We start from the raw sequence: 14,341 nt of genomic DNA, 5'->3' as shown, positions 1-14,341 counted from the left end.
TAGTTTTCACGAAATTAAAAAATAATATTCTAAAGCTGGATGTAATTTATATAGAGAGATTTTATTAAAAAATTTGGAGGGATTTCAATGACCTATAAGGCAAATAAAGAACGGTATGAACATATGAGATATAGTCGCAGTGGGAAAAGTGGTTTGAAATTGCCACAGGTTTCGCTGGGACTTTGGCATAATTTTGGCACAAGTGCAGATTATGACAATATGAAAAAAATGTGTTTTACTGCTTTTGATCAAGGTATCACACATTTTGATTTAGCAAATAATTATGGACCGCAGCCGGGCAGTGCTGAAAGCAATTTTGGTCGAATCATGCAGCAAGAAATGGGAGCATATCGCGATGAGCTCATTATCAGTACAAAAGCTGGTTATACCATGTGGGATGGTCCTTATGGTGATTGGGGCAGCCGCAAATATTTACTCGCTAGTTTAGATCAGAGTTTAAAGAGACTTCAGCTTGATTATGTTGATATTTTTTATCATCATCGTATGGACCCTGATACGCCGCTAGAAGAAAGTATGATGGCGTTGGATACAGCTGTAAAAAGCGGGAAAGCATTATATGCGGGAATATCGAACTATGATGGGGAACATACGAGACAAGCTATGAAAATATTAAAGGAACTAAAATGTCCGTTTGTCATCAATCAAAGTCGCTATTCTATTTTTGATCGCCATATTGAATCCAATGGTTTAAAGGAAGTTGCAGTAGAAAATGGCTGCGGTATTATTGCCTTTAGTCCGTTAGCACAAGGACTGTTAAGCGACAAATACCTGCATGGTATTCCAGCGGATAGCCGAATTAAAACAAGCGGTCAATTTTTACAAGCGGATCAATTGACCGCGGAAAAACTGGCGCAGATTGCCGCCCTTAACGAAATTGCTGGGGAGCGTGGTCAAACGTTGGCACAAATGGCACTTAGCTGGGTATTGAAAGATGATGTTGTGACCAGTGTTCTGATTGGAGCATCCAAACCAGAGCAAATTATCGAAAATTGCAAAATTGTCGATTATACAACGTTCTCACCCGCAGAAATCAAAGCAATTGATGAAATTAGCAAATAAAATTTTTGGATTTTATTGCATAAATATCAGGAAGAAAACATTGACAAGTATACTGGTAAATAGTATTCTTTAGCTACGATAATTTGAATATGCTTTAATGTAAGAAGAAAAGACTTCTGAATAGTTTTGATTCAGAAGCCTTTTTTATATATAAGCTCATTCTGTTACCTGTTATTTTAGTTAAAAATATAAAGGACGTGAAGTTGGTTGTTCGATTATTTTATTGGATTTATGCAATCCATGGTGACTTTTTTTTATGACATTACAGCGGATTTTGGTTTTCCGAGTTATGGGTTAGCGATTATATTGTTTACAGTCGTTATCAAAGCTTTATTATTTCCCTTAACAGCGAAGCAAATGAAATCGATGCAGGCGATGAAGCTGTTGGGACCACAAATGAAAGTTTTGCAAGAAAAATACAAAAATGATAAACAAGAGCAGCAAAAAGCGATTGCCAAATTGTATAAAACAACGGGGATCAATCCATTAGCAGGCTGTCTGCCAATGATTGTTCAAATGCCGATTCTCAGTGGTATGTTTTATGCACTGCAAAGCTTTAAATATTTAAGCCATCCCGGTTTTTTGTGGATTCGTAATCTATCTGCAGTAGATCATTTTTATATTCTGCCGGTACTTGCGGTTCTGACTACGTATTTTTCATCAAGACAAAGCAGCTTAGGTGCAGCCAATTCAAATCCGGGTGGCAAAGCCATGCTTCTTGTAATGCCGCTGTTTATTGGCTTTATGACGCTGCGCTTCCCCGCGGGTCTGGGACTCTATTGGATTGTCAGTAATGTGATGCAGCTTATCCAAATGCGACTACTGCAAACCAAAGAAGCGCCAGTTGTGTAAACACAATTCCTTATTTTCCGCCTTTTGTTAAGGCGGATTTTTTTGTCTGTCCAGTAAAATAAACGAATCGTATTCTTGTTCAATAAAAATAGACTTAAGAAAAAAACGATAAATGACGATATTATAAATAAGTTTTGTCATCAAGTGAAGCAAGTTACTTACTCCACCGATAGGAATAAATTTTTATAAGATAATATATGGAGGGATTTTATATGAGGATTGCTGGATATTCAACAGACTATGCAAAGGTTGTTTCAGGTTATGCTGCTGCCTTGGCACAGCAAAATACAACAAAGAGTAATACTACGACAGCAACAGAAGAGGATACAGGTACGAGTAAAATCAAGACTTCTACACAATTGCTTAAAGAGTTGACGGATTATGTTAAGTCAGTCGATAACAAAACAGAAGCTAGTGCGGATGATAAAAAAACAGCGACTGGCGTACTCAAAGATATGACAGATTATATCAATTCAGTAGATTCAAGTACTTCGAATGTTGGTAAAGTGGGGACTGCCCTCATTAGTGAATTGAATACGTATATCAATTCCAAAGATTCATCGAAATCTGCTAGTACGACTGCCGCGAAATCTGGTACACAGATTATTAGTGATTTGACGGCTTATGTGAAAGCAACGGATGCAACGAACTCACAAACCGCCAGCTCAACTACGGTGACCTCAACGACATCGGATATGTTGAAACAATATTTTTTAAATCAGAAGCTCCAGTCTGGGGGCACCTTTTTTGATGCTGCGTCAAATGATACCTCCTCGTCCGATGAAACGGACCTTTTAACGCAAAAAATTCAATCGGCGATGGCATCCTATAATAGTAATTCAAAATACATTGATTGATTGGTTAAGATGATTTTGCATTTTATTGTAAATAAAATGAGGAATACTGACAGGCATCTAAAAAATAGATATCTGTCAGTATTTTTTACTTGCATGTTATAGAACTGCCGGCGGATGGATAGTCCAAATTTATAAAATAGGAGATTGATGAAGAAATGAGTTACTTGAAAAAATTTAAATTTTGTTTTATTTTCGTAGTGGGAATGTTGTTTGTGACGATGAGTAGTTCCTTGGTTTTTGCGGCCGAGAAGGTTCCAATGGAAAAACAGTATTTAGAAACTGTATATAAAAATATGCTTGATGTCAAAAATGTACATTATGATATTTTGTTAACGGCACAAACACCTATGGGCGATGTAAATGTTACAATGGCTGGTGACGGACAAATGAAACCGATGTTGTATAAAAACGATGCAGTTTTTTTGTTCCGTGATGTAAAAGGAAAGGAAACTACAACGACATTGCAGCAGTATATTGAACAAAAGAAGGATACAGTGGTCATTTATTCATTGAGTAACAACAAATGGATGAAACAAACCATGCCAGTTGGATTTTCTGCGGATAAAGAACTTACCGCCGATGAAAACAGCAAAATGGAGCTGCTTATGATGCAGATGGTGAAAGATGTGAAACTTACGAGAGAAACACCATCTTATAAATATATGGAAGTCACGTTGGATAGTATGCAAATCAGTGATTCCATAGATGAAATGGTTAGAGAAAACAAGAATCAGGATAAAAATGTATTGAGTATGGCGGCATTCACTCGGCTTGGTTTATTAGCTGCAGGTGACATTAAATATAATGTTAAAATTGATAAAACAACGCAAATGATACAAGAAGTTGATATGAATTTAGCAAATCCCATTCGAAAAGCAGGAAATTTATTTCTCGATATGAGCCAGCCCAAAAATGCAGCAGAGATGGAAGATTTTTTAACAAAATCGACGCTTACGATGCAGGTAAAGTATTCGCAATATAACAAAGTCGATCCGATCGAAATTCCTCAGATGGTGCGTGATACAGCTAAAGAAGTAAAGACAACGGCTATCTCACACAAATTGCCTAAATTACAAAAGACCGATATCGCTGTAAGCGGCAAAGAATAACGTTCCCTCTATTCTTGACGATTGCCATATAGAATATTTAAAGCACATTGAAGCCGACTGGATGAAATCAATTTATCCAGTCGGCTTTTTTATAATAGAGCTAAAATTACAATAAACATATTGTAAAAGTGCATTATCAATAGTATTCTGGAATTGTAAAGCATTTTTCCCTTTTGTGTAAATTCCAGCCTAGGCAATATAAGAAATAAGAGGAGGTCTGAGCATGGTACAGCTATGTGTGATTAAAAAAATCATTATAGGAGAACATACGGTTGATGGTGCGGGAGTGAACTTGGTGCGTGTTTTTGGTTATAAAGAAACAAAAGAATTAGATCCTTTTTTGATGTTAGATGCTTTTGACTCGACAGACCCGACCGATTATATCAAAGGCTTTCCTTGGCATCCTCATCGCGGGATAGAAACGATAACGTATCTTATTGAAGGGGATATTGAACATGGCGACAATCTTGGAAATAAGGGAAGTATTCTGGATGGAGATTGCCAGTGGATGACAGCTGGATCTGGTATTATCCATCAGGAAATGCCAAAAGCCAGTCCAAGGATGCTCGGCGTGCAGTTATGGCTAAATTTATCGGCAAAAGATAAAATGACCACCCCGCACTATCATGAAATAAGGAAGGTTGATATTCCTGTGTGCAATGAGGGTGATCGGAAAATACACATTATTGGTGGCACCTATCATGATATTAAGGGAGCTTTTGAGGGTGGATATGTGAAACCGCTATATCTAGATGTCGAAATGAAGAAAAATGCTGAGTGGTCGATTGACATCGATCAGGAGTCTACGATGTTTATTTATGTTTTACAGGGAACAGGGGCTGTATTGCCGGAAAATAGTGTCATTTCAAAAAAACAGGCCATATTATTTCATCAAGGAAATCAGCTTATGGTAAAAGCAGCTGATAATGGAATGCGATTTTTGTTGCTGGCCGGACGTCCCTTGAAAGAACCGATTGCCTGGGGCGGACCTATTGTTATGAATACGAAAGCTGAATTAAAATTGGCATTCAAGGAACTAGAAGATTCTACATTTATTAAGTAAAGACGGTATCATACCGATAAATATTAAAAAAGGGGTTTTTATTTTGAGTCAAAATATGCAAAACGCAGCGAAAATTTTTAATAGTGGCGGCAATTGCTGCCAATCCGTACTAACGGTTTTTGCGGAAAAATATGGACTTGATTCTAAGCTGGCTTTAAAAATTGCTTGTGGGTTTGGCAGTGGCGTTCGTTCTGGTGAAATTTGCGGTGTTGTTTCCGGAGCAGCTATGGTCATTGGACTGAAATATGGAAATGAAAGTTTGGCAGATACAACTGCAAAAGCATTATGCAGTGAAAAAACAAAAGAATTCATAAGGATTTTTCAAGAGAAGAATCATTCTATCGTTTGCCGCGATTTATTGGGGTTTGATCCATCAACCCCGGAAAGGGCGACAAGGGCTAAAACAGATGCTGTCAGACCCTGCGATGATCTTGTGCAAAGCAGTATTCAATTACTGGAAGAATTGGGTTATTGATCTATACATGAAAAGCAGCAGGCATAAAAACGGCCTGTTGCTTATTTTTGCTCTGGGAAAAATTTGCGTATATCCTGGGGGATATTGAGTTGGTCGAAAACAAAGGTGGTGTTGCAGCTGGCATAGGGAGAAAGTATTTTTAAGAAATCTTCGACAGCTTTTATTGATTTTACGGAAAGAACAACGACATAGCTTGATTGTCCTGATACTCGATAACAATATTCACAGTTTGGATAATTCATAATATAGGATGGTTCGAAATCGTATTTGTTGTTATGCAGTGTGATGCGGATAATACACTGTACGGCAAGCCCAAGTTTCTTTTTATCAATTTTAATACTATAGCCTGTGATGATTTCTTGTTCTTCCATCTTGCGGATTCTTTCGGCAACCGAGGGTGCCGAAAGATTGACTCTTTTTGATAATTCTCGATAGGATAAACGACTGTTTTCTTCTAGTTCATGGAGAATTTTTAAATCAATTTCATCAATCATGGAAAGCATACTCCTTTGCATACGTTTTCTATAGATATATATAATGCAACTTACATAGTAAATGTTTTATCATTTGCAATATATTTTATTATATTATATTTCAAATGAAATACAAATTAAAATTTTCATATTTATATGAAAAGTAAAGAGCTTATTTTTCATGATATAATAAATATAGTAAATTACGGATGGATAAATAATTTTTCATATTGGTTTCGTAAAAGGCAGCAATGGAGCTATCTATTTTCAACGAAGAGAATGGAGCTCTATTTTTTTATTTTTGACCAAGATCACGTTCGTTGTAACTGGCTGTGTCAGCGGGACTTGAAATTGTCGATATCCGTTTTAAAAATAGTTTCTATAGGATAAAAAGGGGCGAATTTATTATGAAAATAATGGTATATGACTTACTTGACTATGAAAAAACCGTATTGAAAAAACTAGAACAAGAATTAGAAATAGAATTTCGCTGCTCAACTGAAAATTTTCTGCCCGAAAATATAGCACTTGCAGCTGGATGCGATGCAGTGTCAATTATGGGTTACAGCCGGGTCACTGCCCAAATGTTGAAAACGCTAAAAGAAATGGGGATTGTTCATTTATCAACCAGAACGGTCGGGTTTGATAACATTGATATTAAGGCGGCAGAAAAAACGGGGATACATGTGAGCAATGCCAGATATATGCCAGCAAATGTAGCTGATTTCACAGTAATGCTGATGCTGATGTTACTTAGAAAGGTCAAAATTTCTGTTTGTCGTTCGCTGGTTAATGATTTTTCGTTGGATGGGTTAAAAGGCCGCGAAATGCGGAGTTTGACAATCGGCATCATTGGTACGGGAAAAATTGGTTTCACGGTTATTCAAAATCTTAGTGGATTTGGTTGTAAAATCATTGCCTTCGACAAATATAAAAATAAAGCGGTAGAAGAATATGCAACATATGTGGAATTGGATGAATTGTATGCCCAAAGTGATATTATTTCCCTGCATATGCCTTTGACAGACGATAATTATCATATGATCAATAAGGATACAATTGCAAAAATGAAAGATGGTGTGGTTTTAGTCAATACAGCACGTGGTGGTTTAATTGATTCGGAAGCTTTGATCCATGCCTTGGAGAAAGAAAAAATTAGTGGTGCTGGTATTGATACGATTGAAGAAGAAGACGGCGTAATGCATGTTGACATCGGGGCACAGATTTTGGATAAACGGTCGCTTTTATATTTAAAGCAGTTTCCAAATGTTGTTTTTACCCAACATTATGCATTTTTTACCGAAGAGGCAACAGAGTCAATGGTGCGCTGCGGAATCTTATCACTGAAATATGGGCTTGAAGGCGCTGAAAACCCATATGAGGTTACACGATCGAATTGATTTAAACATAAATTTCATTTAAATTTAAACTATATGCCATTGACAGAATTTTGTCAGTGGCATATAGTTTAATAATCAAAAAAGTTAGATTATATAGAATGCATTAAAGAAATTGCATCTAGCCTATTAGGATGCCAGGATGGGGTATAGTGTATACTCCATTCCTGACGATTGCCATATAAAATATTTAATGCAGCTTATATAGATTGGGTTTTGAAATTTTATTTCATGTAAGGGTGTTGTGCGTTGTTTAGTATGTTTAAAAATGTTCCCAAAATTGTTTGGTTGATTGCTCTCGGGCATTTAGCGGCAGATTTATCGCCGGGAGCTTTGTATGTGGCGTTACCTTTTTTAAAAGCAAAATTTGCCTTATCCTATGCCGAAGTTACGGCGATTGTATTGACGCAAAACATTGCCTCATCGGTGAGCCAGCCTTTATTTGGTTATTTGAGTGACCAAAAACATCGTCCGTGGTTGATGCCGCTCGGGTGTATTGTTACGGGTGTTTTTATGGCGGCATCGTTATTAGTTCCGAGTTTCTATATGGTTATGATTTGTACAGCCATCAGCGGTTTGGGAAATTCTGCCTTCCATCCAGAAGCTGCAAAAACAGTTAATTTTATGGGGGGAAAAGAAAAAGGCAAAGCTGTCAGCTTATTTTCATTAGGCGGGTATGTTGGGGTGGCCTTAGGGTCTATGCTACTGGCGATGCTTTTGGTTGATGGTGAAACGCCGCTGATATTGCTATACACAATTCCAAGTTTGCTTATTGGTGCTGCTTTATTGCATGAAAGAAAGAATATACCGCATCAAGAAGTCAAAACGAGTGGAAGCTTAGGGACACTTAAAGAATGTATTAATTGGCCGCTTTTAGCTTTGCTTGGTATGATTTTGACTAGAGCCACGGTTACATCCGGTATCAGTACGTTTGTGCCACTGTATTATGTTTCATACTTGGGCGGCAGTTCTATTTATGCAAGTTCGCTGCTCACGGTATATTTAGCAGCCGGGGCTGTAGGAACGATGTTCGGCGGAATTTTGAGCGATAAATATGGCAGCAAACAGGTGATGCTGTATTCTATTTTACCAATTGCGTTTCTGATGTATGCATTTTTGGCAGCTACAGGCATGTGGGTCTTTGTTATTTTGATTTTTGCCAGTATTTTATTATCAGCCACAGCAACGAGCAGTTTACTTTTGACGCAAAAAATGATGCCGAAAAATGTAGCGATGGCATCGGGTTTTACACTTGGGTTTAGTGTTGGTCTTGGTACCATGGGAGTATTAGCTTTGGGCTGGGTAGCAGATCATTTTGGTATTCTTTTTGTGTTTGATATTCTGGTGGTACTTCCAATATTTGGATTTGTTCTTACTTTATTTATAAAAGAGCCAGGACGGTTAACAAAGGAAAAATACGTGCCAAAACCGCTTTCGCATACTAGGAATTGATGCTCATATATATATATATATGGATTTTATATTGCATAGTAAAAAGAGTATCAAATCTTATAAGTGATTTGATACTCTTTTCATTCTGATGTAAATATTAATCTTTGCTTGTCCAGCAATCGGAAACTAGATTTTGTGTCCAAAAGGCATATGGCAAATAGCCATAACCCTGTTCTCCATATGATGTGCCCCAACTATTGCGGAATATTACATAGCCTGTTTGTCCATTGGCAGATTTGGTATCATCATAGCCTACACAACAAATTGCATGTCCACCTAATATTTGTTCTGTTTTTAGATTCGGAACGGGAACAATGCCTGTAGAAATAGCGTTAGCACTTTCAAAAGAATCATAGACGGTGATGCCTATGACTACGGGCAGTCCTTCGGCGAGCGCGGCTTTAAGCAGATCAAGCGAATTGATACGATGATATTCATTGATTTTATATGCCGCTGCATCCGTATTATCTTTGCTCGTGGGAGTATTTGCAAAGGTGGTGATATCATAGGGCCAATCTATTTCAGGACAAACACCTATCTTATGCAATGATTTCATTCCATCACGAATTTGGGCACCGCTATCATCAGCGATGTCACCTTCGAGTTTTCGTTCCTGCCAATATAGAAAAAGACGAGACAACGCAATCCATTTGTTATCTTTTTTTAGCTGATATTCACGTAATCCACTGGCGATGGCATTTGCTGTACATGAGCCGAGATTACCTTGATCAACGATAGGACTGCAGTCCGTACGTAAATCAACATGTGTTGGTAGAGCAACCTTAAATTTTGTTGAGTAGAAAATATGATCCCTTAAATCCCGTTTGTCTTTTTTAAATCCATATTTGTATATACTCAAAATACATTCCTCCTCATATTATATAACAGTGCCTAATGCACTTGCCATCAATTTAAAAACAATGCAGCCAAATTAATATTTTATTTATTTTAGCAAAGGTTTATTGGATTTTTCTTTAATATTACATAATATTTTATTATATACAAACTAGACTAGAGCAAAACTTTCAATGAATTTTTCGGCCAATGAGGAAAGATAGCGATCTTTAACCCAGATTGCGGCAATTTTTGTTTGCATTTTTACATTTTTGATTTCTTTATAAGATAAATTTTGATTTGCAGTAAGATAAAAGGCCGATTTTGGTACAATTGCGATACCAAAACCGGCATTTGCCCAAAGTAAGGTAGTTCTGGCGTCATCATTTTTGCAAGTAATGTTTGGTTCAAAATTATTTTCTGCGCACATTTCATGGATCAGTGGTTCAAAACGACGATAGATAATCAGGGGACGGTTGTTGAGTTCGGAAAAATCGATGGAGAGTTGTTTCGGCTTCCAGTCATATTCCTTTGTCATAGCAGCAATCATGGGTTCAGAGCTCAAATATTTACAATGAAAAGCTGCACCTTTAAATGGTGTGCGGACAATACCGACTTCAATGATTCCTTTTGTTAGTAAATCAATCAGGCGGAAGGTGTTGCCCTCATGAATTTCGAATTTGACACCGGCATACTCTTTGTGAAACTTGGACAGACCTTTTGTTAAAAGGATACCACCCGAAGAGGATACGGTTCCAAGTTTCAGTGTACCATTGAAACCTCGTTTGAAATCATCAATTTCCTTGATTGTAGAATTTGATAATTCCAAGATTTGGCGCGCTCGGTCAAGTAGGAGTTTACCGGCATCTGTAAGTTCTACTTGGCGTGGCCCCCGATTTAAAAGTTTTACACCCAGCTCATTTTCCAGAAGTTTTAATTGTTGACTGAGCGGTGGCTGCGCCATTTGCAATTTTTGGGCAGCGGATGTAATTTGTCCTTCATCGACAATGGTAAGGAAGTATTTTAGCTGTCGTATATCCATACGAGACGCTCCTTTGTTCATACTTTTTTCATATGAAATATAGATTGAACAGATATTTTTAATATGGGAAACGAGATGATATAATCATAGCTGGAAATTGAAATACATGCAATAGATTTGGTGCAATGATATATAGATAAAGGATGATAAATTTGTTTAAATTAGCGATTTTCTTAGCAGCGTATAAAAAAGAATGTATAATTGGTCCGGTTTTTAAATTATTTGAAGCTATTTTAGAACTACTTTTACCAACCATGATGGTCTTTATCATCAATAATGGTGTTGCTAATCATGATACAAACTATGTCTTAAAAATGGGCGGGATCATGTTGTCTATGTCGATTTTAGGTTTTGCCTGTTCGATGGTTTGCCAATATTATGCAGCCAGGGCATCGCAGGGTGTCGGAACGAGCCTTAGAAATGCGTTATATGAGCATATAGCATCTTTTTCGCATGCGGAAATCGATAAATTTGGTACATCGTCGCTGATTAATCGGATCACCAATGATGTGAACCAACTGCAATTGGCGGTTGCTATGATGATTCGACTGGTCGTGCGAGCACCGTTTATCTGTATTGGTGCTATTTTGATGGCGATGTTTCTTGATTTTAAATTGGCCATGATTTTGGTTGCGGCGGTACCGATTTTTGCCTTAATTTTGTATTTCATTATGACAAAAAGTTCTGTTTTATATCGCTTGTATCAGAAAAACTTGGATCGGCTGGCCATTGTACTTAGGGAGAATCTGTCAGGGGTGAGGGTCATTCGTGCCTTTGCTAAAACCCGCCAGGAAAAAGAGCGTTTTAGTAAATCAAATAATGATTTGATGGTGACGGCCATTCATATCGGCAAGATATCAGCACTTTTAAATCCAATGACTTCTTTTATCATGAATGCTGCAATTGTCATTATTCTTTGGGTTGGTGGTATGCATATTAACGAAGGCACTTTATCTAAAGGGGAAATTATTGCATTTGCCAATTATATAACGCAAATTTTATTGGCACTGATTGTTGTATCAAACCTTGTGGTTATTTTTACGAAAGCGGTTGCATCGGCGAATCGTGTTCAGGAGATTTTTGCGACTGATTCTTCTATCGTTAGTAACGGACAAGATTCTCTGCCAATCCAGGTATCGCGGCCAATCATTGAATTCAAAGATGTGTCTTTTAAATATAACACAACGGGGGATATGGCACTCGATCATATTTCCGTTCAGATTGAGCGTGGTCAGACGGTCGGAATTATTGGCAGTACGGGATCGGGGAAATCCACGTTCATCAATTTGATTCCACGGTTTTATGATGTAAATAAAGGCGGAATTTTCCTTGATGGCATCAACGTAAAAGAATATTCGTTGGATACGTTGCGAAATAAAATAGGTATTGTGCCGCAACAAGCAGTTTTGTTTACAGGCAGTATTGAAGACAATATTCGCTGGGGCAAACAGGATGCCAGCCTTGACGAAATCATCGAAGCGGCCCAAATTGCCCAAGCTCATGAGTTTGTTGAGCAGCTTCCGGATGTCTATCAAACGGCGGTGACTCGGGGCGGCTTGAATTTTTCCGGTGGACAAAAACAGCGACTAACGATTGCACGTGCTTTAGTTGCTAAGCCGGAAATCTTGATTTTGGATGACTCATCCAGTGCATTGGATTTCGCTACGGATGCTTCGCTGCGAGCTGCAATTCGCAAAAATGGTCAGGACATGACGGTGCTTTTAGTTTCCCAGCGTGCCAGTAGCATTAAACACGCGGACAAAATTCTTGTTTTTGAAGATGGTTCTTTGGTTGGATTCGATTCACATGCTGAATTGATGAAAACGTGTCCAACGTATCAGGAAATCTGTTTATCACAACTTTCCAGCAAGGAGGCAGTCCAATGAATATGAATACGTTGACACGGGTTTTTACCTATATTGTAAAATATAAAAAATATATGATTCTATCAATTTTTTCGGCAATTGTGAGCGTTATAGCCAGTTTACTCGGACCGATGTTTATCGGACAGGCTGTGGATTATATGGTGGGGACAAATCAGGTGGATTTTGTTGAGGTCCGCTGGATTTTAATGATTTTAGTTTTGGTATACAGCATTAATAGTGTGTTTGGCTGGAGTTTAACCTATTTTACGAATAAAGTATCTTATCAAACCGTGAATGCAATGCGGCACGAACTTTTTGCAAAAATCAACAAGCTGTCGCTGCAATTTTATGATCGAAATTCCCATGGTGATATTGTCAGTCGTTTTGTTAATGATATTGATATTATTTCCGATGGTATGGTGCAAGGTATCGCCAATATGCTGACTGGTATTATAACGATTTTCGGTGCAATTGGCTTTATGCTTTATATCAGTGGATCGATGACACTCGTGGTTATTTTGTCGGCACCAGTTGCTTATTTTGTGGCACGTTTTATTACAAAGCGGTCGCAGCAATTATTTAAAGCACAGGCAAAATGTCTTGGTGCATTAAATGGGTATGCCGAAGAAGTGATTTCAGAACAAAAACTGGTCAAAGCCTTTACGTATGAAAAGCGGTCTTTTGCCGAGTTTAAAAAAATGAACGATGCTTTGTATCAAATGGGTGTGAAATCGCAATTTTATGGATCACTAACGAATCCGACGACGCGTCTTGTCAACAATATTACCTACGGTGTAATCGGTGTAATTGGCAGCGTTCTCGCAATTTCTGGTAAAATTACGGTAGGTGATATAGCTAGTTTTCTTATTTATTCAAATCTATTTGCTAAACCATTTAATGATATAACCGGTATTTTTACGCAAATTCAAAGTGCATTGGCCTCAGCACAGCGTATTTTTCATATTTTGGATAGACAAGAAGAAGTTCAAGATCAAGTGTCGGCAATTCAATTGGAGCATAGTCAAGGAAATATAGAATTTAAAAATGTATATTTTTCATATACAGAAGGCAATCCATTGATTCGTGATTTTAACCTGACGGTAAGTCCAGGAACACATATCGCCATTGTTGGACATACGGGTGCTGGTAAGACAACCTTGGTTAATTTGCTGATGCGTTTTTATGAAATTGATCAAGGGTCCATTGCAGTTGATGATGTTGATATTAAAAATGTTACCCGAGATAGTTTACGTCGTAATTTTGGGATGGTTCTTCAAGATACCTGGCTCTTTGCGGGGACGATTCGTGACAATATTGCTTATGGTGTAGAGAATGCCAGTGAGGCCAATGTGATTGCGGCGGCCAAAGCTTCCGACGCACATAGCTTTATTCGCAGGCTGCCGAACGGGTATGATACGTTAATTACCGATGAAGGAGCCAATCTTTCACAAGGGCAAAAACAATTGTTGACGATTGCTCGTGTTATGCTGGTAAATCCGGCGATGCTCATTTTAGATGAAGCGACGAGCAACATTGATACGAGAACGGAATTACGGATACAGAAAGCTTTTTCGAAAATGCTCGAAGGCCGAACAAGTTTCGTCATTGCGCACCGTTTGTCGACAATCAAAGAAGCTGATGTGATTTTAGTGATGGATCAGGGAAGTATTGTTGAAAAGGGAAAACATAAAGAGCTATTGAGCAAAAATGGAACGTATGCCAAACTTTACAACAGCCAGTTTTCCCATGATCTTGAAGCTTTAAAATAAACAACATTTCCGATACAGAATAAAACAAGGGAAAAAGCAGAGATAGCAAGAATATTTATAGAATGCTTCCGAT

General features: G+C 37.8%; 13 protein-coding genes. 10 read left to right on the top strand and 3 right to left on the bottom strand.

The genetic code is table 11. The features are described 5' to 3' along the window. Positions 1 to 87 precede the first annotated feature (87 nt). The 6 genes from F606_RS0110580 (at position 88) to F606_RS0110555 (ending at position 5,436) form a co-directional block, all read left to right on the top strand. On the top strand, positions 88 to 1,080 hold the full coding sequence (locus F606_RS0110580; RefSeq protein ID WP_019553856.1) for an aldo/keto reductase: 993 nt from the start codon (positions 88 to 90) through the stop codon (positions 1,078 to 1,080). A 231-nt stretch (positions 1,081 to 1,311) separates the two neighbouring features. Beyond that, complete coding sequence (locus tag F606_RS0110575) at positions 1,312 to 1,932, top strand: YidC/Oxa1 family membrane protein insertase (protein ID WP_033368321.1); 621 nt, start codon at positions 1,312 to 1,314, stop codon at positions 1,930 to 1,932. A gap of 212 nt (positions 1,933 to 2,144) precedes the next feature. Beyond that, entirely contained in the window at positions 2,145 to 2,789 is a 645-nt protein-coding gene (locus F606_RS0110570; protein WP_019553854.1) for a hypothetical protein, read from the top strand. Between the two features lie 155 nt (positions 2,790 to 2,944). Further along, the gene (locus F606_RS0110565) at positions 2,945 to 3,898 is read left to right on the top strand and encodes a DUF6612 family protein (RefSeq protein ID WP_019553853.1); all 954 of its coding nucleotides are present in this window, start codon (positions 2,945 to 2,947) and stop codon (positions 3,896 to 3,898) included. A 223-nt stretch (positions 3,899 to 4,121) separates the two neighbouring features. Continuing rightward, on the top strand, positions 4,122 to 4,961 hold the full coding sequence (locus F606_RS0110560) for a pirin family protein (protein ID WP_019553852.1): 840 nt from the start codon (positions 4,122 to 4,124) through the stop codon (positions 4,959 to 4,961). 43 nt (positions 4,962 to 5,004) lie between these two features. Beyond that, positions 5,005 to 5,436, top strand: coding sequence for a C-GCAxxG-C-C family protein (locus tag F606_RS0110555; RefSeq protein WP_019553851.1), 432 nt, complete (start codon positions 5,005 to 5,007; stop codon positions 5,434 to 5,436). Positions 5,437 to 5,477: 41 nt separating this feature from the next. Here the strand turns inward: F606_RS0110555 and F606_RS0110550 are convergent, their stop codons facing one another. After that, positions 5,478 to 5,930 carry an Lrp/AsnC family transcriptional regulator gene (locus tag F606_RS0110550; RefSeq protein ID WP_019553850.1) on the bottom strand — a complete coding sequence of 151 codons (453 nt, stop codon included), beginning with the start codon at positions 5,928 to 5,930 and terminating at the stop codon, positions 5,478 to 5,480. Positions 5,931 to 6,316: 386 nt separating this feature from the next. Here F606_RS0110550 and F606_RS0110545 point away from each other — a divergent pair, with 386 nt between their 5' ends. Continuing rightward, entirely contained in the window at positions 6,317 to 7,309 is a 993-nt protein-coding gene (locus F606_RS0110545; RefSeq protein WP_019553849.1) for an NAD(P)-dependent oxidoreductase, read from the top strand. A 255-nt stretch (positions 7,310 to 7,564) separates the two neighbouring features. Beyond that, positions 7,565 to 8,758 carry an MFS transporter gene (locus tag F606_RS20985; protein ID WP_019553848.1) on the top strand — a complete coding sequence of 398 codons (1,194 nt, stop codon included), beginning with the start codon at positions 7,565 to 7,567 and terminating at the stop codon, positions 8,756 to 8,758. 97 nt (positions 8,759 to 8,855) lie between these two features. Here F606_RS20985 and F606_RS0110535 read toward each other — a convergent pair whose 3' ends face one another. Then, a complete protein-coding gene (locus F606_RS0110535) occupies positions 8,856 to 9,617 on the bottom strand; it encodes a C1 family peptidase (RefSeq protein ID WP_019553847.1) in 762 nt (253 codons plus the stop codon). Positions 9,618 to 9,764: 147 nt separating this feature from the next. Next, positions 9,765 to 10,634: a LysR family transcriptional regulator gene (locus tag F606_RS0110530; RefSeq protein WP_019553846.1), complete on the bottom strand. Its 870-nt coding sequence runs from the start codon at positions 10,632 to 10,634 to the stop codon at positions 9,765 to 9,767. Between the two features lie 152 nt (positions 10,635 to 10,786). Between F606_RS0110530 and F606_RS0110525 the strand changes: the two genes are divergently transcribed. Beyond that, positions 10,787 to 12,520: an ABC transporter ATP-binding protein gene (locus F606_RS0110525; RefSeq protein ID WP_019553845.1), complete on the top strand. Its 1,734-nt coding sequence runs from the start codon at positions 10,787 to 10,789 to the stop codon at positions 12,518 to 12,520. Beyond that, on the top strand, positions 12,517 to 14,268 hold the full coding sequence (locus F606_RS0110520) for an ABC transporter ATP-binding protein (RefSeq protein WP_019553844.1): 1,752 nt from the start codon (positions 12,517 to 12,519) through the stop codon (positions 14,266 to 14,268). The genes F606_RS0110525 and F606_RS0110520 overlap by 4 nt, the downstream gene beginning before the upstream one ends. Positions 14,269 to 14,341: the final 73 nt, after the last annotated feature.

This window comes from Propionispira raffinosivorans DSM 20765, from assembly GCF_000381065.1.
In the GTDB taxonomy this organism is placed as follows: domain Bacteria; phylum Bacillota; class Negativicutes; order Selenomonadales; family Selenomonadaceae; genus Propionispira; species Propionispira raffinosivorans.
This window is presented reverse-complemented; position numbering and strand designations above follow the sequence as displayed.